This is a genomic window from Paucibacter sp. XJ19-41 (genome assembly GCF_028462495.1).
Lineage (GTDB): Bacteria > Pseudomonadota > Gammaproteobacteria > Burkholderiales > Burkholderiaceae_C > Roseateles_E.
Window position 1 is genome coordinate 1 of record NZ_JAQOWX010000026.1, and the last position, 25,637, is coordinate 25,637.

The window sequence follows — 25,637 nt, forward strand, 5'->3', positions numbered from 1 at the left end:
ATCGGCCAGCGGCCGGGCCAGGCGCAGGCCCGGCGCGGCATCGAGCAGGCGCTGCAGCTGGCGCGACGCGGCGCTGTGGTCCTGGTCCAGCACGGCGACGGGCAGTCGGCTCGCCAGGCCAGCCGAGAAGGTCCACAGCATCAGCAGGCCCAGCAGCAGCGGCACCCAGGAGAGCATGGCCAGGTCCAGCGGGCTGGCGCGCAGCTGTGCCCATTCGCGCGCCCAGACCTTGGCCCAAGCCGAGCGCCAGCCCGAAGTCACGGCAGCAGCACACTCATGCCCGGGCGGGCGCCCTGGATGGGCTGCAGCGGCCGCGCCTTGACCTCGAAGGTTCGCAGGTCATAGCCCTGGTTGCCGCGGGTGGCGCGCCAGGTGGCGAAGTCGGGCAGCACCTTGGAGGCCGTGACCTTGAAGCGCAGGCGCGGCTGCTCGGGCAGGGCCGGCAGGCGGGCCTCGAACTCGGCCCCGATCGCGAAGCGCGCCAGCTGGTCTTCGCGCACATTGAACACGGCCCATTGATCGGCCAGGTCGACGATGGTCACGACCGGCACGCCGGCCGGCGACAGCTCGCCGACCTTGGCCAGCAGCTTGGCCACGGTACCGGCCACCGGGCTCGTCAGCTCGGTCTCGGCGCGGGCCGCCTCGACCTCCTGCACCAGGCCGGCCACCTGGCGGGCCTGGGCGCTGGCGGCCGCCTGGTCCTCAGCACGGGCGCCCGCCTGGGCCAGCTCCCATTGCGCCTTGGCGGCCTCGGCCAGGCGTTCGCTGGCGCGCCAGTTGGCCTCGGCCTCGTCGCGTTTTTGCGTGGCCACCAGGCCGTCGCGGTGCAGGCTCTCGACCCGCTCATGGCTTTTCCTGGCCAGCTCGGCGCCGGCCTGGGCGCGCTCGTAGTTGGCGCGTGCCATGCGGATCTCCTGCGGGCGGGCGCCGTTGTGCGCCTTCAGCGCCACCGCCGAGGCTGCGGCCTCGGCATTGCTGGCCTGGGCCAGCTTGGCCTGCACCTCGGGGCTATCGATGCGCAGCAGCAACTCGCCCTTGGCGATGGCCTGGCCCTCCTGCACCCGCAGCTCGGCGATCCGGCCGGTCAGCTTGGGCGCGAGAGCGGTTTCCTGCGCTTCCATCATGCCCTGGATGGGCGCCTGCTCGGGGCCGGGGCCGGCCTGCCAGAGCGCGTAGATGCCCAGGCCGGCGGCCAGGGCGATGAGCAGCGGGGTCAGGACTTGCTTGGCTTTCATGGGGCGTGCTTGCTCTTCATTCGATGCGCAGTGCGGCCTGGTTCAGGTAGTCGCCCAGGCTGTCGAGCTGGCCGCAGGCCTGCAGCAGACCGGTCAGCGCCATCACATAGTCATAGGCGACCTGGGCGCGGCCGGTGCGCTGCTTGGCGAGGTTCAGCTCGGCGTCGATCAGGTCCAGCGTGGTGCTGGTGCCCTGGCGCAGCCCGGCCAGTCGCAGGCGCAACAGCTCATGGGCGAGCTCGTCCTGGGCCTGCAGGCTCAGGTACTGCTCGCGGGCGTTTTCGGTGGCCCGCCATTGGCGCTCGACCAGCAGCGCGATATCGCTGCGTGCCTGGGCGTCGGTCGCGTCGGCCTGGGCGATCTGGCTGGCGTGCGAACGGTCCAGCGCGCCGTGGTCCAGCGAGTCCCACAGATTCATGCGCAGGCCGATGCCGGCCACCCAGTCACCGTTGTGCGTCAGCGAGCGCTGGCCGAAGGCAAACAGCTGCGGCTTGTTGAGCGCCTTGCCGGCGCGCTGCAGCTCGCTGGCCTGCTCCTTCTTGGCCGCGACCTTGGCCAGGCCCGGATGGTTGGCCAGGGCCACGATGATGAAGTCCTGCAGCGGCGGCAGCGGCCGCAGGCTCAGCGCCAGCGGCGTGCTGGGCTGGGGCGGGGCGTCGAGCTTGAGGCTGCGTGCCAGCGCCAGCGCGGCCAGGTCCGCATCGCTGCGTGCCTTGCGCGCCTGGTAGCGGGCGTCTTCCAGGGCGGCACGGGCCTGTAGCCGTTCGAGCCTGGACAGCACGCCGGTGGCGAGCATCTTCTCGGCCGCCGCATCATGGGCGGCGATGCCCTCGGCGGCGGCCTCGCGCAGCGCGGCGGCGCGGCGCGCCAGCTGGGTCAGGAAGTAGCGCTGGGCCAGCTGCGCAGCCGCCTCGTGCTCGCTGCTTTGCAGATCGGCGCTCGCCTCGGCGGTCTGGGCGGCCGCCAGGCCGCGGGCGGCCTCGGTTGCGCCGCCCAGATAGAGCGGCCAGACGGCCGAGAGCGAGGCGGTGCTGCCGCTGTTGCTGCGCTCCAGCGTGTAGCTGTGCGGCAGCTGCGGCAGGGCAGGCAAGACCTGACCCAGCAGCGGCGGCAATTGCGGAACGATCTGGTCCAGTCGCTGTGACAGCGGGTCCAGATCGATGTCCAGGCTGGCCTTGTAGCGGTAGGCCGCGCCGGTCAGGCTGACGCTGGGCCCGCCCAGGCCGGCGATGCCCTCGGCGCGGGCCTGCTTGTGGGCCAGGCCGGCGCGCGCGGCGGCCAGCTGGTCCGAGCCACCGCGCAGGCGCTGCAGGGCCTCGTCCCAGCTTAACTTCTGGACGTGGGCCTGGGCCTGGACCGCGCCTGCGACCAGCAGCAGGGCCAGCGGTGCCGCTGCCAATCGCATTTACTCTTCCAGCAGGCTGCGCAGCATCCAGGCGGTTTGTTCGTGCACGGTCAGGCGCTGGGTCAGGATGTCGGCGCTGGGCTCGTCGCTGGCCTTGTCGACCAGCGGAAACAGGCTGCGCGCGGTACGCGCCGCGCCTTCATGGCCCTCGACCAGGATGCGCACCATCTCCAGCGCCTTGGGTGGCGTTGCCGGGGCGTCCTTCAGCGAGCTGAGCTTGGCGAACTGCGCATAGGAGCCCGGGGCGGGGTGGCCCAGCGAGCGGATGCGCTCGGCAATCGGGTCGACCGCGTTCCACAGCTCGGTGTACTGGGTCATGAACATCGCATGCAGCGAGTTGAACATCGGCCCGGTGACGTTCCAGTGGAAGTTGTGGGTGGTCAGGTAGAGCGTGTAGGTGTCGGCCAGCAGCTTGGACAGGCCGGCGGCGATGGCGGCGCGGTCCTTGTCATCGATGCCGATATTGATGCTGGTGCCGGAGGCCGCTTTCTTCTTGCTCATGAATGTCCTTGGAGGTTGGCTGAGTGGATGTCAGCAACTATAGGACGAGCGGGGGTCAGATATTGCTATGCCGCATCCATTCGACCAGGTATTGCGCGTTCAAGGCGGTGCCGCTCAGCGTCACGGCCAGGCCCAGCAGGGTTCGTCCCTTCTTCAGCATCATCATGTCCTCTCTCAAAAGGGGTGGGCCAGGCCCACCCCAGGTTCTCTCAGCAACGCCGCGCGATCACGCCAGATCGAAGCGGTCCAGGTTCATCACCTTGGTCCAGGCGGCGACGAAGTCGGCGACAAACTTCTGCTGGCCGTCCGCGCTGGCGTAGACCTCGGCATAGGCGCGCAGCACCGAGTTGGAGCCGAACACCAGATCGTTGCGGGTGCCGCTGTACTTGACCGCGCCGGTCTTGCGATCCCGGCCTTCGAACAGCTCGCCCTCGCCATCGACCGCCTTCCACTCGGTGCTCATATCGAGCAGGTTGACGAAGAAGACATTGCTCAGCACGCCGACCTGCTCGGTGAACACGCCGTGCTTGCTGCCGTCGGCATTGGCCCCGAGCACGCGCAGGCCGCCGACCAGGGCGGTCAGCTCCGGCGCGGTCAGCGTCAGCAGCTGAGCCCGGTCGATCAGCAGCGCCTCGGTGGCCGCGCCGATCTTGCCCTTCTTGTAGTTGCGGAAACCATCGGCCAGCGGCTCCATCAGCGCGAAGGACTCGACATCGGTCTGTTCCTGCGTGGCATCGACCCGGCCCGGCGCGAACGGCACCTCGACCGCGACGCCGGCCGCCTTGGCCGCCTGCTCGATGCCGACGCTGCCGGCCAGCACGATCACATCGGCCAGCGAGGCCTTGCCCGAGGCCTTCTGGATCTCGACCAGGGTGGGCAGGGCGGCGATGGCGCGCCGGTTCACTTCCCAGTCCTTCTGCGGTGCCAGGGCCAGGCGCGCGCCATTGGCGCCGCCACGCTTGTCACCGCCGCGGAAGGTCGAGGCCGAGGCCCAAGCCACCGACACCAGCTCGCTGATCGATAGGCCGGAGGCCGCGATCTTGGTCTTCAGCTCGGCGATGTCCGCTGCGGACGGGTTGTGCGTTGCGGCCGGCAGCGGGTCTTGCCAGATCAGGTCTTCCTTCGGCACCTCGGGGCCAAGATAGCGGACCTTCGGGCCCATATCGCGGTGGGTTAGCTTGAACCAGGCGCGGGCAAAGGCCTCGGCAAAGGCCTGCGGGTCTTCGAGGAAGCGCTTGGAAATCTTGCCGAACTCGGGGTCAAAGCGCATCGTCAGGTCGGTGGTCAGCATCTTGGGCTTGTGGAACTTGCCCGGCACGTGGGCGTCCGGAATGATCTCCGGCGCGTCCTTTGCCACCCACTGCTTGGCGCCGGCGGGGCTCTTCTCCAGCTCCCACTCGAACTTGAAGAGATTCTCAAAGAAGTTGTTGCCCCACTGCGCCGGGGTCGTGGTCCAGGTCACTTCGAGGCCGCTGGAGACGGTGTCCTTGCCGTGGCCTTGACCAAAGTTACTGTTCCAGCCCAGGCCCTGCGCCTCGATGCCGGCACCCTCCGGCTCGGGGCCTTTGTGTGATTCGGGTGCGGCGCCGTGGGCCTTGCCGAAGGTGTGGCCACCGGCGATCAGCGCGACGATCTCCTCGTCGTCCATCGCCATGCGGTAGAAGGTGGCGCGGATGTCCTTGGCGGCGGCCATGTAGTCGCCGCTGGCATTCGGGCCCTCGGGGTTCACATAGATCAGGCCCATATGGGTGGCGGCGAGGTTATGGTCTAGCTCGCGATCACCGTGGAAGCGCTTGTCGGTGGCCAGCCAGGTGGTCTCGGCGCCCCAGCTGACGTCCATGTCCGGTTCCCAGACATCGGCACGGCCGCCGGCAAAGCCGAAGGTGCGAAAGCCCATCGATTCCAGCGCCACATTGCCGGCCAGGATGAAGAGGTCGGCCCAGGAGATCTTCTGGCCGTACTTCTGCTTGATCGGCCACAGCAGGCGACGCGACTTGTCGATATTGACGTTGTCGGGCCAGGAGTTCAGCGGGGCGAAACGCTGCTGGCCGCGGCCGCCGCCGCCGCGACCATCGAGCGTGCGATAGGTGCCGGCCGAGTGCCAGGCCATGCGGATCATCTGCGGGCCGTAATGGCCGAAGTCGGCCGGCCACCAGTCCTGGCTGTCGGTCATCAGCTTGACCAGATCGGCCTTCAGCGCCTTGTAGTCGAGCTTTTTGAATTCTTCGGCGTAGTTGAAGGTCTCGCCCAGCGGATCAGATTTGCTTGAGTGCTGGTTCAGCAGATCGACGCGCAGCTGGTTCGGCCACCAGTCCTTGTTCGTCGTGCCGCCGCCGGCAGCATGGTGGAAGGGGCACTTGTTCGCTTCACTGGTCATGGCTTATCTCCTCGGGTGTGGCCAGCCGTGGCTGGAATGGAAGGCAGAAGACTAAATTTCGGCTACCAATAGATCAATTTGTTTGAATCAAAGTCGGCGATAGCTAGAAACAAACTTCTCCAGGCGAGGCCCATGTTCGCCGGACGGCGCGGCCGCTTCAAGCCCCTTTGGAGTCAGGACAGCCGCGTCACCCCGTCCAGCGCGCAGTCATAGATCGCATTGCGCAGCGCCGCGATGGCCTCGTAGCGGGTGAAGGTGCGGCGCCAGGCCAGCACGACGCGGCGGGTCGGCACCGGCGCGGCGAAGGGGATGAAGCGCAAATGGGTCTGCGGCTCCGCCGGCACGCTCAGGCCCGGTACCACGGTGACGCCCATGCCCGAGGCCACCATATGCGTGATTGTCTCCAGCGAGCTGCCCTCGAAGCTCTTGCGTATGCCCTCAGCGTCGCTGGAGAAGCGCGCGAACTCGGGGCAGACCTCCAGCACATGGTCGCGAAAGCAGTGGCCAGTGCCCAAGAGCAGCATGGTCTCGCTCTTGAGCTCCTGCGAGCTGATCTCGCTGCGTTGGGCGAAGGGGTGGCTGGCCGGCGCGGCGATCACAAAGGGCTCGTCGTAGAGGGGCGCGATCGCCAGGCCGGTGTCGGGAAAGGGCTCGGCCATGATGGCGCAGTCGAGCTCGCCGGTACGCAGCATCTCCAGCAGCTTGACGGTGAAGTTTTCCTGCAGCATGAGCGGCATCTGCGGGTAGTGCGCGATCACGCTCTTGACTAGCTGGGGCAGCAGATAGGGGCCAATCGTGTAGATCAGCCCCAGGCGCAGCGCGCCGGCCAGCGGGTCCTTGCCACGCTTGGCGATCTCCTTGATTGCGCTGGCCTGCTCGATCACCGACTGGGCCTGGCGCACGATGTCCTCGCCCAGCGGCGTCACCGTGACCTCGGCGGCGCCGCGCTCGAAGATCTTGACGTCCAGCTCCTCCTCCAGCTTCTTGATCGCGACGCTCAGCGTCGGCTGGGACACGTGGCAAGCCTCGGCCGCGCGGCCGAAATGCCGTTCGCGGGCGACGGCGACGATGTAGCGCAGCTCGGTCAGGGTCATTGTTTTCTCCTATCAGGGGCGAAGCCTACATTGCCTTGACCGGTTCTGTGGAGATGGCCTACCCCGCTACACTGCGCCCGCCTGCGCCCTGCGGGCATTCGCCAATCGCACAGAACATGAGTACCGAACGCAAACCCCTGAGTCTGCCCCGCCTGCAGCAGATGCACGCCGACGGCGAGAAGATCGCGATGCTGACCTGCTATGACGCGGCCTTTGCGAGCCTGCTGGACGGTGCCGGCGTGGACATCCTCTTGATCGGCGACTCGCTGGGTAATGTGCTGCAGGGCCGCGGCTCAACCGCCCCGGTCAGCCTGGAGGACATGGTCTATCACACCACCTGTGTGCGGCGTGGCGTCAAGACAGCCTGGGTGCTGGCCGATCTGCCTTTCGACAGCTACCACGTCAGCAAGGAAGAGGCCTGGAAGAGCGCCGCCGCATTGGTCAAGGCCGGTGCTCAGATGGTCAAGCTGGAGGGCGGCGGCTGGACGGTGGAGACGGTGCGCTTTCTCAGCGAGCGCGGCATTCCGGTCTGCGCCCATCTGGGCTTCACGCCGCAGACCGTCAACGCGCTGGGCGGCTTCAAGGTGCAGGGCCGCGACGAGGCCGGCGCCGCGCGCATCAAGCGCGAGTCGCAGGAACTGGTCGAGGCCGGAGCGGCCATGCTGCTTTATGAGATGGTGCCGGCCACGCTGGCCGCCGAAATCACGGCCGCCTCGCCCGTGCCGGTGATAGGCATTGGCGCCGGCGTCGGCTGTTCGGGCCAGGTGCTGGTGCTGCACGATATGCTGGACATCACGCCGGGCCGTCGGCCCCGCTTCGTCAAGAACTTCATGGCCGGCGCGGCCTCGATCCAGGACGCGGTGGGCCGCTATTTGGCCGAGGTCAAGGCGCAGACCTTTCCCGACAACCAACTCCATAGCTACTGATTGAGCGCGATGCAAGTCATTCACACCGTCGCGGAGCTGCGCCAGGCGCTGGTCGGCCGCCCCAACGCCTTTGTCCCGACGATGGGCAATCTGCATGAGGGCCATCTGTCCCTGGTGCGCCAGGCCAAGGCGGCCTCGCAGGACGGCCCGGTGGTGGCCAGCATCTTCGTCAACCGCCTGCAGTTCGCGCCGCACGAGGACTTCGACCGCTACCCGCGCACCTTGGCGCGCGATGCCGAGCTGCTCGAAAGCGCTGGTTGCGACTATGTGTTCGCGCCCGACGAGGCCGAGCTCTACCCCGAGCCGCAGGGCTACAAGGTGCAGCCGCCGGCAGAGCTGGCCGACATCCTCGAAGGCCATTTCCGCCCCGGCTTCTTCACCGGCGTCTGCACCGTCGTGGCCAAGCTGTTCAACATCGTGCAGCCCCGCTGGGCGGTGTTCGGCAAGAAGGACTATCAGCAGCTGATGGTGCTGCGCCGCATGGTGGCCCAGCTGGCCCTGCCCATCGAGATCCTGGCCGGCGAGACCACGCGCAGCGAGCAGGGCCTGGCCCTGTCCTCGCGCAACAGCTATCTCAGCGAGGCCGAGCGCGAGGAGGCTCTGCGCCTGAGCCGCACGCTGAAGGCCATGATCGCGCGCTGGCAAGGCGGCGAGCGCGATGTCGCCGCCATCGAGGCCGAGGCCATGGCAGCGCTGCAAGCGGCCGGCTGGGCGCCCGACTATCTGGTGCTGCGCCGCCGCCTCGATTTGAGCGCGCCGGCCGAGGGGCAGCCGCTGGTGGCGCTGGCGGCTGCCAGGCTGGGGCAGACGAGGTTGATTGACAACCTGGAGTTCATGTGAAGCGCTCGTAAAGTTTGTGCGAATAGCAGTCTTGATGGGGGGTGTCCACAGGCCCGCTGCTCGCGAACATCGATACTGCGGCGCTTCTCCAGGTATCGCTTCTAGCTGACCCATAGACCATGAATCTGATCAAGACCCTGTGCGCCACAAGCGCCCTGACTTTTCTGGCTGCCTGTGGCGGCGGCGGTGGCAGTGGTGATGACAACAATGTAGGTGTCAAACCCAAGCCGAACCCCAACCCGACCGCGCCGACAACGAGCTGCAGTGCGGCCGGCATTGCCGCATCGACCGCCAGCCCAGCGGCCAACACCGTCTGCATGCTGACCAGCAAGGGCGAGATCGTCATCGAGCTGGAAACCGCCAAGGCACCGATCACGGTGGCCAACTTCCTGAAGTATGTGCAGGACGGGTACTACAGCAACACCATCTTCCATCGCGTCGTGCCCAACTTCGTCGTGCAGGGCGGTGGGTTCACGACCGGCTTCGTCGGCAAGCCGGGTGTCGGTGCCGCGATCAAGCTGGAGAGCAATATCGGCCTGTCGAATGTGCGCGGCACCATCGCGATGGCGCGTACGGCGGCGGCGGACTCTGCCACCAGCCAGTTCTACTTCAACACGGTCAACAATACGGGCCTGGACTACAAGAGCGCAGCCGAACCAGGCTACGCGGTGTTCGGTCGCGTGATCTCGGGCCTGGGCACGGTGGATGCCATCAATGCCGAGCCCCAGTTGCCGATTGCCAATGCGGACACGCCGGCCACCGAGGTGCTGCTGTACTGGGCGATCAAGCTGAAGTAAGCAGGCTCAGGCCTTCAGAAACTCCGCCTTCGAGCCCAGCCAGCGCTCCACCTGCCGGCTTGCCGCTTCCGGGTGGCGGTCCAGCAGCTGGGGTGCCAGTTCGCGCGCCGCCTTCAGCAGCGGCGCGTCCTCCTGCAGATCGGCAAAGCGCAAGAGCTCGGCGCCGCTCTGGCGGGCGCCCATGAACTCGCCGGGGCCGCGGATGTCGAGGTCGCGGCGCGCGATCTCGAAGCCGTCATTGGTCTCGGCCATTGCGCGCAGCCGGTCCTTGCCCGTCGGCGACAGCGGGCCGGTGTAGAGCAGCACGCAGACGCTGGCCACTGCGCCCCGGCCGACGCGGCCGCGCAGCTGGTGCAGCTGGCTCAGGCCGAAACGCTCGGCATGCTCGATCACCATCAGGCTGGCATTGGGCACATCGACGCCGACCTCGATCACCGTGGTCGCCACCAGCACGCTCATGTGCCCCGCGCTGAACTGCGCCATCACCGCTGCCTTCTCGCTAGGTGCCATGCGGCCGTGCAGCAGGCCGACCAGTTGACCATCCAGTGCGGCACTCAGCTCCGCATGGGTCTCGGTCGCGTTCTTCAGGTCCAGGGTCTCCGACTCTTCGATCAGCGGGCAGACCCAGTAGACCTGGGCCCCCTTGGCCACCTCGTCGCGGATCTTGGCGATCACGTTGTCGCGCTTGCTGTCGGCAAACACCTTGGTGACGATGGGCGTGCGGCCGGGCGGCAGCTCGTCGATGGTCGAGACATCGAGGTCGGCGAAGTAAGTCATCGCCAGCGTGCGCGGTATAGGTGTCGCGCTCATCATCAAGAGGTGCGGCTCTAGCGCCTGCGAGGCCAGCTTTTTGCGCAAGGCTAATCGCTGCGCGACGCCAAAGCGGTGCTGCTCGTCGATGATGGCCAAGCCCAGCTTCTTGAATACCACCTTGTCCTCGATCACCGCATGGGTGCCTATCACCAGCTGGGCTTCTCCGGACGCCGCCGCATCCAGCATCTTCTGCCGCGCCTTGCCCTTCACGCTGCCGGTCAGCCAGGCGACCTGGAGCCCCAGCGGTTCCAGCCAGCCGAGCAGCTTCTTGAAATGCTGTTCGGCCAGGATCTCGGTCGGCGCCATCAGCGCGCACTGCCAGCCGGCGTCGATGGCCACCGCCGCCGCCAGCGCCGCCACCACGGTCTTGCCCGAGCCGACGTCGCCCTGCAGCAGGCGGTGCATCGGGGCGGGGCGTGCCAGGTCTTGCGCGATCTCTTCGCCGACGCGCTGCTGCGCGCCGGTCAGGCCGAAGGGCAGGGTGGCCAGCAGCCGCTCATGCAGGCCGCCGCGTGCGGCCCGCAGCGCCGGGGCTCTCAGCCGGGCCCGCTCGCGCTGGGCGCGCAGCTGGCTCAGCTGCTGGGCCAGCAGCTCCTCGAACTTCAGTCGCTGCCAGGCCGGGTGGCTGTGATCCTCCAGCGTGCTCAGGCCCGCAGCCGGTGGCGGGTGATGCAGAAAGTCCAGCGCCTCGCGCAGGCTGGGCAGCCGGGCCGGCACCGTGCCGGGCGGCAGCAGCTCCTCCAGCGCGGCGCGCTTCAGGCCCGAGGCCACGGCCTTGCGCAGATAGACCTGGGGCAGGCTGGCGCTGCTGGGGTAGACGGGGGTCAGGCTTTGCGCCAGCGGGGTGTCCTCGCTGACTGTCTTGAAGCTCGGGTGCACCATCTCGCGCCCGAAGAAGCCGCCACGCAGCTCGCCGCGCACCCGCAGCCGCTGGCCCTCGGCCATGGTCTTCTGATGCGAGGGGTAGAAGTGGATGAAGCGCAGTAGCAGCCATTCGCCGCTGTCATCCGCCATCTTCACCAGCAGCGAACGCCGCCCGCGCAGTTCGACCCGGCACTCGATCACCACCCCCTCGCACTGCACCGTCTCGCCCTCGCGCGCCTCGGCGATCGGCGTGATGCGGGTCTCGTCCTCGTAGCGATGCGGCAGATGCAAGGCCAGGTCGATATCGCGCACGAGGCCCAGCTTCTCCATGGCCTTTTGCGGGGCGGATTTGGGCTTGGATGCGCTGGTGGGGGTGGCGGGGCTGGCCTCGGGCATGGGCGGGATTCTGCCCTGCGGCATCCCCCATCAGGGTGGGTTCGCGCACGATTCGGAAGGCGCCGGTCCGTGGACAATCCTATGTTCTTACAAATTCACACAAGAGGGGGATCTGCGATGCGCGGAGCTTGGGGAGTGCGGCGCGCCTGCGCCGTTGGTTTGTTGAGCGGCATATTGTTGAGCGCCTGTGGCGGCGGCGGTGATGGTGGTGGGACGCCCACCCCGACGCCGGTGCCTGCCACGGCGATCCCGGACACTTTGAGCATCAGCGGTGCCGCCAGCAGCGATGTGGCCTCGGCCACGGCGTTCAGCAACAGCGCCGCAGCGCTGCAGGGGCTGAGCTTTGTCTGGAATTTCGGCGACGGCAGCAGCAGCACCGAGGCCAGCCCCAAGCATGACTATGCCAAGGTCGGCGACTACGAAGTCAGCCTGAAGGTCAGCAACACTGCCGGTGCTTCCAAGGAGGTCAAGTTCCAGATCAGCGTCAACAACCGCGCCCATGTGCGCGGTCTGGCCTGCTCCGGGGCTTCCGACAGTGGCTGGTGCTGGCAGCAGCCGAGGCCGACCGGCACCAGCCGGGAGGACTACTTCTTTCTCGATGCGCAGACCGGCTGGTCGGTGGGTGACAACGGCGAAATCCTCAAGACCAGCGACGGCGGCAAGACCTGGGTCAAGCAGGACAGCGGCGTGCGCACGCGCTTGTGGGCGGTAGTTTTTGCCGACGCCGACCATGGTTGGGTGCTGGGCGCGCATGGTGCCTTGCTGCGGACCGTCAATGGCGGCCAGACCTGGACGATGCAGGCGGTCGGCTTCAACGACGGCTATGACTATGGCAACAGACTGGACGTGATCGATGCGCAAACAGCGCTGGTGTCCAGCAATCACAAGGTGCGCCGCACCACCGATGGTGGCGCGACCTGGACCGAGCATGCGTTCGCGCTGAGCGAGGCGGGCTCCGATGGCACGCTATGGAGCTTCGCCGGCAATACCTTGAAAAAATCGGTCGATGGCGGTGCGACAGCGACGGTGGTGCCGAGCGGCGCGAGCGGCTATTCGAACCAGTTCCAACTGGTCGGCAAGGATGTGCTGGCGATCAATGACTTCTCCTCGAACTACGACTACACGCTCCAGCGCTATGTCTACAAGTTGCTGATCTGGCGCAGCTTGAATGGCGGCGCTAGCTGGGAGAGCTATGAAGCCCAGGGCCTGGCCGGCATGAACAGCTATGGAAGCAAGGTCGACTTTATCGATGCGAACAAGGCCTATCTGGTCAGCAATGGTCAGATCTATCGCAGCGTCGACGGCGGACGAAACTGGACCCAACTCGTCTCCCCGCCGAGCAGCAACTGGAACTCTGGCAGCGCGCAGGTGCTGGATGACGGTGTGCTGTACCGTCAGACCTATCACAGCGCTGCCGAGCATTACCTCAGCGAGGATGGCGGTGTCACCTGGAACCGCATTGCCGTGCCGACGACTCAGCTGGGCAACGATGTGCAGCGCCTGGGTGCCAAGGCCTGGCTGTCGATCCAGGGCGATAACGCCTATCTCAGCACCGATGGCATGCTGAGCTGGCGCACCGTCGGCGGTGTTGACCCGCAAGTGGCCCAGCGCTCTATGGTGGCCGCATGGTTCTTCGATGCCAAGCGCGGTCTGGGTCTGAATGCCAGCGGCGAGTTGCAGGAGACCGTTAACGGCGGCACCGAGTGGACCGTGAAGATCAAGAACCTGGCCACGCCCGCCTATGGCGCGAGCAGCTTCCAGTTCATCTCGGCGAGCAAGGGCTGGCTGCTGGCTGGCGACGGCAAGGTCTACCGCAGCACCGATGGTGGTGCTTCCTGGGCCACACCGCTGGCTGGTCGCATCTCGATCAGCGCCTTTCATTTCGTCGATGAGAACAACGGCTATGCACTGGCCCGCGACTATGCGGATAACAGCTACAGCGGCAAGTCGGTGCTGCTGACCAGCGCGGACGGCGGCCTGAGCTGGAGCCACAAGGCCGATATGGCGGAGGGCCTTACCGGCTTGCAGTTTGCCAGCCCGAGCAAGGGCCTGGTGATCGGACAGAACGGCCGCATCCTCAGCACCGACGACGGTGGCAAGACCTGGACCGCGCGCTTCAGCGGCACCGGTGTGGCGTTGAACCGCGTCGTGTTCACCGATGCCAGCACCGCCTGGGTGGTCGGTGGCGATGGCACGCTGCTGAAGTCCGGCGACGCCGGTGCGAGCTGGACGCGCGTGCTGCTGGCCACCAATGCAACGCTGAGCAGCATCCGCTTCCTTGATGCCCAGCAGGGCTGGATTGCCGGCAGCAATGGCACCATCCTGCTGACGCGTGACGGCGGCAAGACCTGGACCCCGCAGTTCTCGGGCACGCAGAAGGCGCTGAACGAGGTGTTCTTCGTTGACGGCCGCACCGGCTGGGCGCTGGGTGTGGATGGCGCCATCCTGTCCACTGGCACCGGCGGCATCTAAACCCTCGGTCGCAAGCTCATGCAGGGCCGATCCGGTGCAAGCCGGGTCGGCCTTTTTCTTCTTGCATCTACGGCCGCGCCGGCTCCACCCGCTTGAGCAACAACTCGACCTGCTGCACGCCGCTGTCGCCCAGCACCGGGTGGGCGGTGTCGGTGATGAATAGCAGCTGCTCATTGAGCCGGATCGAGGCGCTGACGATGTAGCGGTGGCGGGCCTGGATGCGGGCCGGGTCATAGGCAATCGAGAAACTCAGCGGCACGCGGGGGTCGACAACGCGGGTGCTGCCCAGCGTCACCGACGGCGCATCGGCCAGCGACACATCGAGCAGCCTGGCCTCGAACACGGCGCCCGGGGGCAGCATCATGCGCTCGCGATAAGTGGCAGTGCCGCCGACGGAGGCGTTTGATCCGCCGCCCGACGCGCAGCCGGACAGCAGCCAGGCCGCGCCCAACAGGGGCAGCAAGGGGCGCAGAAAAGTCTTGAGGGGCATGGGCGACTCCCGGTCGTCAGTGATCACGGCGCCAGACTATCAGAGCGCTTCCAGCATCGGCCGGCGTGACATAGCGCACGCCAACCCCGCCTTGCTGAGCCTCCGGCTGCCGATCTCCGACTTTCGGGGGATGGGCGTTTGATCGCAGCTCACTAGAGTCGGCGCGCAAGAGGCTGGGCACTCAAGCCGAAGACAACAGGCCTTCTTGCCGGGAGCATTCATGACAAGCGTTGACGCACAGGCCTTTTGCTACGAGAACGCCTTCTCTCGCAATATCGGCTGGTTCACCGAGGCCGAGCAGCAGCGCCTGCGAGGCTGTCGGGTCGCCATCGGCGGGCTGGGCGGTGTGGGCGGCAACCATGCGATCACGCTGGCACGCCTGGGGATCGGGCGCTTCACGATCTCGGATCTGGATGTGTTCGACTGGCCCAATATGAACCGGCAGGCCGGCGCCTTCGCGTCGACCATGGGGCGGACCAAGCTGGCCACGATGGCGCAGACCCTGGCCGACATCAACCCCGATGTGCAGCTTCGCACGATGCCGGACGGTATCGATGAGGGCAATATCGACGAGTTCCTGAAGGGCGCCGACCTCTATGTGGACAGCCTGGACATCTTCTCGCTGGCCATCAGGCGCAAGGTCTTTGCGCGCTGCCGCGAGCTGGGCATCCCGGCCGTTACAGCCGCGCCCATGGGCATGGGCACGGCGCTGCTGGCGTTCCGCCCCGATGGCATGAGCTTCGAGGACTACTTCTGTCTGGATGGTCATAGCTTCGAGGACCAGATCCTGAAATTCATCGTGGGCGTCTCACCGTCCATGCAGCAGCGCCACTATCTGGTGGCGCCGCGTGCGGTGGACCTTTTCAACAAGCGGGTGCCGTCCACGGCCATCGGCATCGAACTGGCCGCCGGCGTGGCCTGTGCCAATGCCGTCAAGCTGCTGCTGGGGCGCGGCGATGTGGTGGTGGCACCGCGCGGACTGCACTTCGATGCCTATCGCAACCAGCTCATCAGGACCTGGCGGCCTTGGGGCAATCGCAATCCGCTGCAGCTCTTCATGTTCTGGTTCATGCGACGCAACTTCCGGCGGGCACTGATGGAACCGCGGCCCGGCGCGTCTGGCTGATGGCCGCTTGATCGCCCGGTGATAAGCTGGTCTTCCCACTGTCGCAACAAAGGGATGCCCCATGCCCGGACTTCTCCCCGACGTCGACCCCGACGGCCTGCTCGAATACTCGGTGGTGTTCACCGACCGTGCGGTGAACCATATGTCGCAGAAGTTCCAGCGGGTGATGCGTGACATCTCCGCTGTGCTCAAGGAGGTCTATCGCGCCCGCTCGGCCATCGTCGTGCCGGGCAGCGGCACTTTCGGCATGGAGGCGGTGGCGCGTCAGTTCGCCAGCGGCCGCAAGACCCTGGTGATACGCAATGGCTGGTTCAGCTACCGCTGGACCCAGATCTTCGAGATGGGCAAGATCCCGGCCGAGCAGCTGGTGCTGAAGGCAAGACCTGTCACCAGCGCCCGGCAGGCGGCGTTTGCGCCGGCGCCGATCGAGGAGGTGGTGGCGACGATACGCAACGAGCGGCCCGAGATCGTGTTCGCGCCCCATGTCGAGACCGCCGCCGGCCTGCTGCTGCCCGACAGCTATCTGCGCGCGGTGGCCGAGGCGGCCCATGAGGTCGGTGCGCTGTTCGTGCTGGACTGCATCGCCTCGGGCGCGGCCTGGGTGGATATGCAGGCCACCGGCGTCGACGTGCTGATCAGCGCGCCGCAAAAGGGCTGGAGCGGCTCGCCCTGCTGTGCTTTCGTGATGCTCAGCGAGCGGGCCCGGACGCAGATCGATGCCACGACGAGTACCAGCTTCGCTGCCGATCTGAAGAAGTGGCTGCAGATCATGGAGACCTACGAGGGTGGCGGCCATGCCTATCACGCCACCTTGCCGACCGATGCGCTGACCCGCACCCGCGATGTGATGCTGGAGACCCGCGCCTACGGCTTCGAGCGTCTGCGCGACGAGCAGCTGGCACTGGGCCAGCGGGTGCGCGCGCTCTTGCAGTCCAAGGGCTTGCGCAGCGTCGCGGCCGAAGGCTTCCAGGCCCCGGGCGTGGTGGTCAGCTTCACCGACCACGACGGCCTGCACAGCGGCAAGGCCTTTCTGGCCGAGGGCGTGCAGAGCGCTGCCGGCGTGCCGCTGCAGTGCGACGAGGGCCCGGACTTCAAGACCTTCCGCATCGGTCTGTTCGGCCTGGACAAGCTGCACCAGCCCGATCGCACCGTGGCCAGCCTGGGCGCGGCCTTGGAGCGCATCCTTGGTGCCAGTGCGGCCGCCGCCTGATTGACCGGGCGCGCCCCGCCCTGGTGCATCGACGGCGCGCCGCAGCGGCTCTTGGTGCACCGCCCCCGGCTCAAAGCTGGTGCGCTTATTGCTCTGTATCCCGGGAGAGGAGAGCCTCGATGAGATCCGGTTTCGATGAGATGCATGGCGGCGACGCCCGGGTGCGCCCGCAGTACCAGGCCTATGAACGCTGGCTGGCCCAGCAGCCGGTCGAGACCATGTATGCGCGGCGCGAGGAGGCGGAGCTGATCTTCCGCCGTGTCGGCATCACCTTCGCGGTCTACGGTGATAAGGATGGCGGCGAAGGCACCGAGCGCCTGATCCCCTTCGATTTGATCCCGCGGGTGATCCCGGCCCATGAGTGGCGCGAGCTCGAAGCCGGCCTGCGCCAGCGCGTCACCGCGCTGAACCGGTTCATCCACGATGTCTATCACGAGCAGGCCATCCTGAAGGCCGGCATCGTGCCGGCCGAACAGATCCTGCGCAATGCGCAGTTCCGGCCCGAGATGATGGGCGTGGCGGTGCCCAAGAACATCTACTCGCACATCGCCGGCGTCGACATCGTGCGGGCCGCCAACCCGGATGGCTCGGGCAGCTACTACGTGCTCGAAGACAATCTGCGCGTGCCCTCCGGCGTGTCCTACATGCTGGAAAACCGCAAGATGATGATGCGGCTGTTTCCCGAGCTGTTCTCGCAGCACCGCATCGCGCCGGTCGCCCATTACCCGGACCTGCTGCTGGAGACCCTGCGCAGCGTGGCGCCGCAGGGCGTGGTCGATCCCACCGTGGTCGTGCTGACGCCGGGCATGTACAACTCGGCCTATTTCGAGCATGCCTTCCTGGCCCAGCAGATGGGCGTCGAGCTGGTGCAGGGCCAGGACCTGTTCGTCGACAAGGACTGCGTCTTCATGCGCACGACGCGCGGGCCGAAGCGGGTCGATGTGATCTACCGCCGGCTCGATGATGACTTCCTCGACCCCCAGGTCTTCCGCGCCGACTCCACGCTGGGCTGCCCGGGCCTGATCGCCGCCTACAAGGCCGGCAATGTGACCCTGTCCAACGCCGTGGGCACCGGCATCGCCGACGACAAGTCCATCTACCCCTATGTGCCCAAGATGGTCGAGTTCTACCTGGGCGAGAAGCCCATCCTGAACAATGTGCCCACCCATCTGTGCCGCGACAAGGACGACCTGTCCTATGTGCTGGACCATCTGGGCGAGCTGGTCGTCAAGGAGGTGCATGGCGCCGGCGGCTACGGCATGCTGGTCGGCCCGGCCGCCACGCAGCAGGAGATCGCCGATTTCCGCGCCCAGCTGCTGGCCAAGCCGTCCAACTACATCGCCCAGCCGACCCTGAGCCTGTCCACCTGCCCGACCTTTGTCGACTCGGGCATAGCGCCCCGTCATATTGATCTGCGACCCTTTGTGCTGTCGGGCAGCACGGTGCAGATGGTGCCGGGCGGCCTGACCCGGGTGGCGCTGAAGGAGGGCTCGCTGGTGGTCAACAGCAGCCAGGGCGGTGGCACCAAGGACACCTGGGTCCTGGAGGACTGAGCAATGCTGTCAAGAACCGCCGATCATCTGTTCTGGCTGGCCCGCTATATGGAGCGAGCCGAGAACACCGCGCGCATGCTGGACGTCAACTACCAGACCTCGCTGCTGCCGCAATCGCCCGAGGTGGCCGAGCAGGGCTGGCGCGCTCTCTTGTCAATCTCGGAGCTCACCCAGGACTACCTGGACCGCTATGGCGAGATCGACGCCAAGCGGGTCAAGGACTTCATCGTGCGCGACGAGCGCAACCCCTCGTCCATCATCAGCTGCCTGCGCGCGGCCCGCGAGAACGCCCGCGCGGTGCGAGGCGCGCTGACCACCGAGGCCTGGGAGACCACCAACCAGACCTGGCTGGAGTTCAAGCGCCTGATCGCCGATGGCCTCTTGCTGCGCGATCCCTCGGCGCTGTTCGAGTGGGTCAAGTTCCGCTCGCATCTGTCGCGCGGGGTCACTGTCGGCACCATGCTGCAGGACGAGGCCTTCAACTTTCTGCGCATCGGCTCCTTTCTGGAGCGGGCCGACAACACGGCCCGCCTGCTGGACGTCAAGTTCCAGGCGCCCGAGGGCGGCGCCGGCAGCAGCGCCTACGACTTCTATCACTGGTCGGCCATCCTGCGCTCGGTCTCGGCCTTCGAGATCTACCGCAAGGTCTACAGCAATGTGATCCAGCCCGAGAAGGTGGCCGAGCTGCTGATACTGCGCAGCAATATGCCGCGCTCGCTGGCCCATTGCCTGTCGCGCCTGGTCGACAACCTCGACCGGGTGGCCAACGAACACTCCGGCGAAACCCAGCGCCAGGCCGGGCGACTGCACGCCGAGCTGGCCTATGGCCGCATCGACGAGATCCTGGCCGGCGGCATGCACGAGTTTCTTGATCAGTTCCTGAACCGCGTCGGCGAACTGGGTGCGGGCATCAGCCGCGACTTCCTGATGCCGGCGGCCTGACCCGCGCCTCGGACCCCCACATAAAGCCTCAAAGGAATCGCCTTGTCCATCCACGTCGCGCTCAAGCATGTCACGCATTACCGCTATGACCGGCGCATCAGCCTGGGCCCCCAGGTCGTGCGCCTGCGTCCGGCGCCGCACAGCCGCACGCCCATCCTCTCGTACTCGCTGCGGGTCGAGCCGGAGGGGCATTTCATCAACTGGCAACAGGATCCCTTCGCCAACTATCTGGCGCGCCTGGTGTTCCCGGAGCAGACCCGCGAGTTCAAGGTCACGGTCGACCTGGTGGCCGAGATGTCGGTGTTCAACCCCTTCGACTTCTTCCTCGAGCCCCATGCCAAGCACTTCCCTTTCACTTACGAAGCGGAGCAGCGCGCCGAGCTGGCGCCCTATCTGATCGCCGATGAAGCCACGCCGCTGGTCGCGGCCTATCTGGCCGGGATCGACCGGGAGCCGCTACCGACCATCGACTTTTTGGTGATGCTGAACCAGCGCCTGCAGCAGGACATCTCCTACCTGATACGTATGGAGCCCGGCGTGCAGACGCCCGAGGAGACGCTGGCTAAGGCCTCCGGTTCCTGCCGCGACTCGGGCTGGCTGATGGTGCAGCTGATGCGCCATCTGGGCCTGGCCGCGCGCTTCGTCTCCGGCTATCTGATCCAGCTGACCCCCGACCAGAAGGCGCTCGACGGCCCCAGCGGCACCGAGGTCGACTTCACCGATCTGCATGCCTGGTGCGAGGTCTTCCTGCCCGGCGCCGGCTGGGTGGGCCTGGATCCCACATCCGGACTGTTCGCCGGCGAGGGTCATATCCCGCTGGCCTGCACGCCCCAGCCCTCCAGCGCCGCGCCGATCAGCGGCGCGGTGGACAAGTGCGAGGTCGAGTTCGGCCACGAGATGAGCGTCACCCGGATCTGGGAGTCGCCGCGCGTCACCAAGCCCTATACCGAGGAACAGTGGACCGAGGTGCTGCAGCTCGGCGAGCAGGTCGATGCGGAGCTGCTGGCCGGCGATGTGCGCCTGACCATGGGCGGCGAACCCACCTTTGTCTCGGTCGACGACCGCGACGGTGCCGAATGGAATATCGACGCGCTGGGCCCGACCAAGCGCAGCTACGCCCAGGCCTTGCTGCAGCGCCTGCGCGCCGAATACGGGCAGGGCGGCTTTCTGCATTTCGGCCAGGGCAAGTGGTACCCGGGCGAGCAGCTGCCGCGCTGGGCGCTGTCCATCTTCTGGCGCGCCGACGGCGAGCCCTGCTGGCAAGACCCGACCCTGATCGCCGACGAGCGCGATCCCCATGCCTACACCAGTGCCGATGCCCAGCGCTTCATGCAGGGCCTGGCGACGCGCCTGGGCCTGGATGACGGCTTCGTTCAACCCGGCTACGAGGACACCTGGTACTACCTGTGGCGCGAGCGCCGCCTGCCGGTCAATGTCGACCCCTTCGAGTCCAGGCTCGACGACGAAATGGAGCGCAGCCGGCTGCGCCGTGTCTTCGCTCAGGGCCTGGACCATGTGGTCGGCTATGTGCTGCCGATCAAGAAGGGCGATGCACCCGGCCTGGCCGGCGCGCCCTGGATCAGCGGCCCCTGGTTCTTCCGCGACGAACGCATGTATCTGTTTCCCGGCGACTCGCCGATGGGCTACCGCCTGCCGCTGGATTCGCTGCCCTGGGTCAGCGAGGCGGAATTCCCCTTCCATATCGAGCAGGACCCGTTCGCGCCGCGCGACGCCTTGCCGGCGGCTGCCCAGCTGCGCGCGCAGACACCGACCTTCCCGGCCTGGCCGGCACCGGGCCATGGGCTGCCACCGGCCGCGCCAACCGCATCTGCCGCCTCAGGCAGCGCCGTGCCGCTGAGCCAGCGCCCCGAACGCTTCCAGAGCGCCCACTGGATCACCCGCAGCGCTCTGTGCGTCGAGGTGCGTGACCCGCGCCGCGCCAGCGGCCCGAAGGCCGAGAAAGTCGGCCAGGCCAGCGGCGTGCTCTATGTCTTCATGCCGCCGCTGCAAAAACTGGAGGACTATCTGGAGCTGCTGGCCGCAGTCGAGGCCACAGCCGCCGAGCAGCGCGTCAAGATCGTGCTGGAGGGCTATCCGCCGCCGCGCGACCCGCGCCTGAAGATGCTGCAGGTCACACCCGACCCCGGCGTCATCGAGGTCAATATCCACCCGGCCCACAACTGGGGCGAGCTGGTCGCGCACACCGAATTCCTCTACGACGCAGCCTGGAAGACCCGGCTCTCGACCGAGAAATTCATGCTCGATGGCCGCCACACCGGCACCGGCGGCGGCAACCATTTCGTGATGGGCGGCGCCACGCCGGCCGATTCGCCCTTTCTGCGCCGGCCCGATCTGCTGGCCTCCTTGCTGGCCTACTGGCACAACCATCCAAGCCTGAGCTATCTGTTCTCGGGCATGTTCATCGGCCCGACCAGCCAGGCCCCGCGCGTCGACGAGGCCCGCAACGACCAGCTGCGCGAGCTCGAGATTGCGCTGGGCGAGATCGAGCGCAGCAAGGCGGTCTATGGCGATGCGATGCTGCCCTGGCTGGTGGACCGCTCGCTGCGCAATGTGCTGGTCGATGTGACCGGCAACACCCATCGCAGCGAGTTCTGCATCGACAAGCTCTACTCGCCCGACAGCTCGACCGGCCGCCTGGGTCTGCTGGAGCTGCGCGCCTTCGAGATGCCGCCGCATGCGCGCATGAGCATCGTCCAGCAGCTGTTGCTGCGCGCGCTGGTAGCGCGCTTCTGGAGGGACCCCTACCGCGCGCCGCTGGTGCGCTGGGGCACCGAGCTGCATGACCGCTTCCTGCTGCCCAGCTTCGTCAAGATGGATTTCGACGACGTCATCGAGGACATGGGCCGGGCCGGCTACGGCTTCGATGCGCAGTGGTTCGCGCCGCACTACGAGTTCCGCTTCCCCAAGGCCGGCGAGATCAGCGTGGCCGGCGTGCACATGGAGATGCGCAATGCGCTGGAGCCCTGGCATGTGATGGGCGAGGAGGGCTCGGCCGGTGGCACGGTGCGCTATGTCGACTCCTCGCTGGAGCGCATCGAGGTCAAGGTGACGGGCCTGGTCGAGCCGCGCCACCGCGTCACCGTCAACGGCATCACGCTGCCGCTGCAGCCCACCGGCCGGGTCGGCGAGTATGTGGCCGGCGTGCGCTACCGGGCCTGGCACCCGCCCTCGGCCCTGCACCCGACCATCGGCGTCCATGTGCCGCTGACCTTCGATCTGGTCGACACCTGGATGAAACGCTCGCTGGGCGGCGGCCAGTACCACGTTGCGCACCCGGGCGGCCTCAGCTACGAGACCCTGCCGGTCAACAGCTACGAGGCCGAGAGCCGGCGCCTGTCGCGCTTTTCGGCGCTGGGCCACACGCCCGGCACGGTGGACGCCCGGCCGCCGCAGCGCAGCCTGGAATTCCCGTTCACGCTGGACCTGCGCCGGGTCGGCCGTTGAATCCGTTGACCCCCGAACAGGCGGCCCGCCATCCCCGGCGGGCCGCCCACAGGGCATGATGCGCATATGTCCTCCAGTCTATTCAGCGCCCGGGCGCAGCAATCCAGCCTGCTGCCCGAAGACGAACTCCTCCCCGATGCGGTCGCCTTGGCCGCTGCCGCCGCCTTGCGCGGCAAACCCGGCCACCACGACGAGCTGCGTGGCCGCCTGAGCTCCGCCGCCGCTGCCGGCACCGCCGAGATGTCGCCGCTGTGGCAGCGCTTTTTCCAGGCCACCGGCGTCGCGGGCTGGCAGGACCTGGAGGCCCGCGCTGCCCGCGTGCAGCGCCGCGTCCAGGAGGACGGGGCCACTTACAACGTCTATAGCGAAGGCATGTCGGGCGAGACCTCGGCGCGGGTCTGGCCGCTGGAGCTGCTGCCGATGCTGGTCGATGCCGACGAGTGGCAGGGCATCGAGCGCGGCGTGATCCAGCGCGCCCATCTGCTCAACAAAACCCTGGCCGATGTCTATGGCGAGCGCCGCCTGCTCGATGCCGGCCTGCTGCCGCCCTCGCTGGTGTTCGCCCACCCGCAGTACCTGCGCCCCATGCACGGTTGCCAGCCGCCCGGTGGCGTGCACCTGCATGTCGTGGCCTTCGATCTGGCGCGCTGCGAGGACGGTCTGTGGTGGGTGGTGGGCCAGCGCACGCAGGCGCCCTCGGGACTGGGCTATATGCTGGAAAACCGGCTGATCGTGGCCCAGCAGTTCCCGGAGGCCTTTCGCGAGCTCTCGGTACAGCGCGTGGGGGCCAGCTTCCAGGCCCTGCTGCAGGGGCTGATGCGGCTGTCGCCCGAGGGCGAGCGCTCGCGCGTCGCGTTGCTGACGCCGGGCCCGCACAACGAAACCTATTTCGAGCACGCCTTCCTGGCCCGTTACCTGGGCATCAGCCTGGTCGAGGGCGGCGACCTGACGGTGCGCGATAACCGCGTGTTCCTGAAGACGCTGCACGGGCTGGAGCCGGTCCATGTGCTCTTGCGCCGGGTTGACGACGACTACCTGGACCCGCTGGAGCTGCGCTCCGATTCGACGCTGGGCGTGCCGGGCCTGCTGCAGGCGCTGCGCGCCGGCGGCGTGGTGCTCGCCAATGCGCCCGGCTCGGGCTGGCTGGAGAGCCCCGGCCTGGCCGGCTTCTGGCCAGCCGTGGCCCGCGAGCTGCTGGGCGAGGAGCTGCTGCTGCCGGCCACCACGGCCTGGTGGTGCGGCGAGGACGCCGCCTGGCGCGCCCACGAGGACCAGCTCGATGACTATGTGGTCGCGCCGACCTTTCCGGCCAGCGAGACCACCCAAGGCTTCGCGCCCAAGGCGGTGGCCGCGCTGAGCGCCAGCGAGCGCGCCGCGCTGCGGGCCCGCATCGCCGCCGACCCGGCCGCCCATACCCTGCAGGCGCGGCTGCGGCCCTCGGAGACCCCGGTCTGGCGCGACGGCCATCTGCAGCCGCGCGATGCGGTGCTGCGCGTCTTCGCGGTGGCCGATGGGGCCGGCAGCTGGCATGTGATGCCCGGCGCGCTGACCCGGGTGGCGAGCCGACGCGACGGCGGCGCCGATCCCTGGCTGTCTATGCGCAATGGCAGCGCCAGCGCCGACACCTGGGTGCGCACCGAGGACGAGATCGACACCACCAGCCTGCTGCCCAAGCCCCTGACCGCAGCCGACCTGACCGGCGCGCACTGGACCGTCACCAGCCGCTCGGCCGAGAACCTGTTCTGGCTGGGCCGCTACACCGAGCGGGCCGAGAACAGCGTGCGCCTGGCCAAGCTGAGCCTGGAGGCCCTGGCCACCGCCGCGCGCGACGACCGCGCCGCAGAGCTGCTGCCTTTGCTGGACGAGCTGGCGCGCCGCCATGGCCTGGTCGGCGAGAGCGTGCCGGCGGCCGAGCAGGCGCCGCGCGTCTTCGAGCGCTCGCTGCTGCATGCGCTGGCCGACACCAAGGCCTCGACCAGCGTGGCCTGGAACCTGCGCGCCCTGCAGTCCTGCGGCCAGACCCTGCGCGAGCGCCTGTCGACCGAGCACTGGAAACTGATCCATGAGGTCGGCGACCACTTCAGCCAGCATATGAAGGCGGTGCTGGACAAGGGCGCGGCCGACCCGCGCGCCGATGCACTGGGCCTGCTGGCGCGCGCCGCCACCCATCTGGCCGCGATCACCGGCGCCCAGACCGACCGCATGACGCGCGACGACGGCTGGCGCCTGCTCAGCGTCGGCCGCCAGGTCGAGCGCCTGGACTTTCTCGCCCATGCGCTGGCCGCCGGCTTCGAGCGCGGCCTGCAGCGCAGCGACGAAGGTTTCATGCTCTTGCTAGGCTTGTTCGATTCGACGATGACTTACCGCGCCAAGTTCCAGGCCCGCCGCGAGGTGCCGCCGCTGCTGCATCTGCTGGTGCAGGACACCGACAACCCGCGCTCGCTGGCCTGGGTCGCACGCACGCTGCGTGGCCGCTTCGTCAAGCTGGCGCGCCATGAGCTGGGCTGGGCCGCCGAGGTCGTCGCGCCGCTGCCGCAGCCCGACGAGTGGCTGCTGGAGCGCCTGTGCACGCCCGATGCCGCCGGCGCCTACCCCGAGCTGGTGGCCCAGCTGCAGGGCTGCAGCGAGCAGGCGCAGGCCCTGTCGGTGGCGCTGGGCCGCAAGCTGTTTTCTCATGTGGGCACGCACGACCAGCGGGTGTGGCAATGAGCGCGCCCAGCACCGCTGCGATCGCCGCCCCCGAGCGCTGGCTGCGGGTCCAGCACGACACGGTCTACGACTATGACTCGCCGGTCGAGCTGGCCCACCACCTGGCCTGCCTGAGCCCGCGCAGCACGGCGCAGCAGCAGGTGCGCGGCTGGCGGCTGACGGTGGAGCCGGCGCCCGATGGCTGGCCGGCCGCCGAGGTGCCGCCCGAGCTGTTCAGCACCGACCCCTGGGGCAATGCGCGTCTGGTGTTCAGCCATGCCCAGGTGCATGAGCGGTTGGCGGTCTGCAGCGGCTTCGAGGTGGGACTGAGCGCGCCGCCGCCCATCGATCCGCTGGCCAGCCCGGCCTGGGAAGCGGTGGCCGAGTCGCTGCGCTACCACGCCGGCGCGGTGCGCAGCGAGGCGGTGGAGTTCACGCTGGCC

The 25,637-nt window shown here is 67.8% G+C and carries 18 protein-coding genes and 1 pseudogene; 11 read left to right on the forward strand and 8 right to left on the reverse strand.

Going from position 1 to position 25,637, the window contains the following annotated elements:
• From PO768_RS09145 to PO768_RS09170, 6 genes and pseudogenes are all read right to left on the reverse strand, one after another.
• Nucleotides 1-261, reverse strand: a pseudogene (locus PO768_RS09145) (ABC transporter permease); the annotation flags it as partial.
• Complete coding sequence (locus PO768_RS09150) at nucleotides 258-1,235, reverse strand: HlyD family secretion protein (protein ID WP_272645802.1); 978 nt, start codon at nucleotides 1,233-1,235, stop codon at nucleotides 258-260. The gene PO768_RS09150 and the pseudogene PO768_RS09145, both read right to left, overlap by 4 nt.
• A gap of 16 nt (nucleotides 1,236-1,251) precedes the next feature.
• On the reverse strand, nucleotides 1,252-2,640 hold the full coding sequence (locus tag PO768_RS09155; protein ID WP_272645803.1) for a TolC family protein: 1,389 nt from the start codon (nucleotides 2,638-2,640) through the stop codon (nucleotides 1,252-1,254).
• Nucleotides 2,641-3,141: a Dps family protein gene (locus tag PO768_RS09160; RefSeq protein ID WP_272645804.1), complete on the reverse strand. Its 501-nt coding sequence runs from the start codon at nucleotides 3,139-3,141 to the stop codon at nucleotides 2,641-2,643.
• Nucleotides 3,142-3,367: 226 nt separating this feature from the next.
• A complete protein-coding gene (katG, locus tag PO768_RS09165) occupies nucleotides 3,368-5,518 on the reverse strand; it encodes a catalase/peroxidase HPI (RefSeq protein WP_272645805.1) in 2,151 nt (716 codons plus the stop codon).
• Nucleotides 5,519-5,691: 173 nt separating this feature from the next.
• Complete coding sequence (locus tag PO768_RS09170) at nucleotides 5,692-6,612, reverse strand: LysR substrate-binding domain-containing protein (RefSeq protein WP_272645806.1); 921 nt, start codon at nucleotides 6,610-6,612, stop codon at nucleotides 5,692-5,694.
• 35 nt (nucleotides 6,613-6,647) lie between these two features.
• On the opposite strand from PO768_RS09170, the gene panB reads away from it, so the two are divergent.
• The 3 genes from panB to PO768_RS09185 all read left to right on the forward strand — a co-directional run bounded on the left by panB (nucleotide 6,648) and on the right by PO768_RS09185 (nucleotide 9,175).
• Nucleotides 6,648-7,538, forward strand: coding sequence for a 3-methyl-2-oxobutanoate hydroxymethyltransferase (gene panB / locus PO768_RS09175; protein ID WP_442953204.1), 891 nt, complete (start codon nucleotides 6,648-6,650; stop codon nucleotides 7,536-7,538).
• A gap of 9 nt (nucleotides 7,539-7,547) precedes the next feature.
• Nucleotides 7,548-8,378: a pantoate--beta-alanine ligase gene (gene panC / locus PO768_RS09180; protein ID WP_272645808.1), complete on the forward strand. Its 831-nt coding sequence runs from the start codon at nucleotides 7,548-7,550 to the stop codon at nucleotides 8,376-8,378.
• 119 nt (nucleotides 8,379-8,497) lie between these two features.
• A complete protein-coding gene (locus PO768_RS09185) occupies nucleotides 8,498-9,175 on the forward strand; it encodes a peptidylprolyl isomerase (protein ID WP_272645809.1) in 678 nt (225 codons plus the stop codon).
• A gap of 6 nt (nucleotides 9,176-9,181) precedes the next feature.
• Here PO768_RS09185 and recG read toward each other — a convergent pair whose 3' ends face one another.
• Nucleotides 9,182-11,248 (reverse strand): ATP-dependent DNA helicase RecG, encoded by a 2,067-nt coding sequence (gene recG / locus PO768_RS09190; RefSeq protein WP_272645810.1) that lies wholly within the window; start codon nucleotides 11,246-11,248, stop codon nucleotides 9,182-9,184.
• 162 nt (nucleotides 11,249-11,410) lie between these two features.
• On the opposite strand from recG, the gene PO768_RS09195 reads away from it, so the two are divergent.
• The gene (locus PO768_RS09195; RefSeq protein WP_272645811.1) at nucleotides 11,411-13,720 is read left to right on the forward strand and encodes a YCF48-related protein; all 2,310 of its coding nucleotides are present in this window, start codon (nucleotides 11,411-11,413) and stop codon (nucleotides 13,718-13,720) included.
• A gap of 67 nt (nucleotides 13,721-13,787) precedes the next feature.
• Here PO768_RS09195 and PO768_RS09200 read toward each other — a convergent pair whose 3' ends face one another.
• The gene (locus PO768_RS09200) at nucleotides 13,788-14,210 is read right to left on the reverse strand and encodes a YbaY family lipoprotein (RefSeq protein ID WP_272645812.1); all 423 of its coding nucleotides are present in this window, start codon (nucleotides 14,208-14,210) and stop codon (nucleotides 13,788-13,790) included.
• 220 nt (nucleotides 14,211-14,430) lie between these two features.
• Here PO768_RS09200 and PO768_RS09205 point away from each other — a divergent pair, with 220 nt between their 5' ends.
• The 7 genes from PO768_RS09205 to PO768_RS09235 all read left to right on the forward strand — a co-directional run.
• On the forward strand, nucleotides 14,431-15,336 hold the full coding sequence (locus PO768_RS09205) for a ThiF family adenylyltransferase (RefSeq protein ID WP_272645813.1): 906 nt from the start codon (nucleotides 14,431-14,433) through the stop codon (nucleotides 15,334-15,336).
• 61 nt (nucleotides 15,337-15,397) lie between these two features.
• Complete coding sequence (locus PO768_RS09210; protein ID WP_272645814.1) at nucleotides 15,398-16,546, forward strand: aminotransferase class V-fold PLP-dependent enzyme; 1,149 nt, start codon at nucleotides 15,398-15,400, stop codon at nucleotides 16,544-16,546.
• Nucleotides 16,547-16,665: 119 nt separating this feature from the next.
• Nucleotides 16,666-18,099, forward strand: coding sequence for a circularly permuted type 2 ATP-grasp protein (locus PO768_RS09215; protein ID WP_262972107.1), 1,434 nt, complete (start codon nucleotides 16,666-16,668; stop codon nucleotides 18,097-18,099).
• A 3-nt stretch (nucleotides 18,100-18,102) separates the two neighbouring features.
• On the forward strand, nucleotides 18,103-19,041 hold the full coding sequence (locus PO768_RS09220; RefSeq protein WP_272645815.1) for an alpha-E domain-containing protein: 939 nt from the start codon (nucleotides 18,103-18,105) through the stop codon (nucleotides 19,039-19,041).
• A 42-nt stretch (nucleotides 19,042-19,083) separates the two neighbouring features.
• The gene (locus tag PO768_RS09225; RefSeq protein WP_272645816.1) at nucleotides 19,084-22,506 is read left to right on the forward strand and encodes a transglutaminase family protein; all 3,423 of its coding nucleotides are present in this window, start codon (nucleotides 19,084-19,086) and stop codon (nucleotides 22,504-22,506) included.
• Between the two features lie 66 nt (nucleotides 22,507-22,572).
• Complete coding sequence (locus PO768_RS09230; RefSeq protein WP_272645817.1) at nucleotides 22,573-25,215, forward strand: circularly permuted type 2 ATP-grasp protein; 2,643 nt, start codon at nucleotides 22,573-22,575, stop codon at nucleotides 25,213-25,215.
• Nucleotides 25,212-25,637, forward strand: a 426-nt coding sequence (locus tag PO768_RS09235) for a transglutaminase N-terminal domain-containing protein (protein ID WP_272645818.1), incomplete at its 3' end; no start/stop codon positions are given. The genes PO768_RS09230 and PO768_RS09235, both read left to right, overlap by 4 nt.

Bases quoted from the DNA above. Each gene is read 5' to 3' on its own strand.
- PO768_RS09230 (WP_272645817.1), top strand. From the start codon at position 22,573: ATGTCCTCCAGTCTATTCAGCGCCCGGGCGCAGCAATCCAGCCTGCTG.
- PO768_RS09215 (WP_262972107.1), top strand. From the start codon at position 16,666: ATGAGATCCGGTTTCGATGAGATGCATGGCGGCGACGCCCGGGTGCGC.
- PO768_RS09150 (WP_272645802.1), bottom strand. From the start codon at position 1,235: ATGAAAGCCAAGCAAGTCCTGACCCCGCTGCTCATCGCCCTGGCCGCC.
- PO768_RS09210 (WP_272645814.1), top strand. From the start codon at position 15,398: ATGCCCGGACTTCTCCCCGACGTCGACCCCGACGGCCTGCTCGAATAC.
- PO768_RS09155 (WP_272645803.1), bottom strand. From the start codon at position 2,640: ATGCGATTGGCAGCGGCACCGCTGGCCCTGCTGCTGGTCGCAGGCGCG.
- panC (WP_272645808.1), top strand. From the start codon at position 7,548: ATGCAAGTCATTCACACCGTCGCGGAGCTGCGCCAGGCGCTGGTCGGC.
- PO768_RS09170 (WP_272645806.1), bottom strand. From the start codon at position 6,612: ATGACCCTGACCGAGCTGCGCTACATCGTCGCCGTCGCCCGCGAACGG.
- recG (WP_272645810.1), bottom strand. From the start codon at position 11,248: ATGCCCGAGGCCAGCCCCGCCACCCCCACCAGCGCATCCAAGCCCAAA.
- PO768_RS09200 (WP_272645812.1), bottom strand. From the start codon at position 14,210: ATGCCCCTCAAGACTTTTCTGCGCCCCTTGCTGCCCCTGTTGGGCGCG.
- PO768_RS09220 (WP_272645815.1), top strand. From the start codon at position 18,103: ATGCTGTCAAGAACCGCCGATCATCTGTTCTGGCTGGCCCGCTATATG.
- katG (WP_272645805.1), bottom strand. From the start codon at position 5,518: ATGACCAGTGAAGCGAACAAGTGCCCCTTCCACCATGCTGCCGGCGGC.
- PO768_RS09205 (WP_272645813.1), top strand. From the start codon at position 14,431: ATGACAAGCGTTGACGCACAGGCCTTTTGCTACGAGAACGCCTTCTCT.
- PO768_RS09160 (WP_272645804.1), bottom strand. From the start codon at position 3,141: ATGAGCAAGAAGAAAGCGGCCTCCGGCACCAGCATCAATATCGGCATC.
- PO768_RS09185 (WP_272645809.1), top strand. From the start codon at position 8,498: ATGAATCTGATCAAGACCCTGTGCGCCACAAGCGCCCTGACTTTTCTG.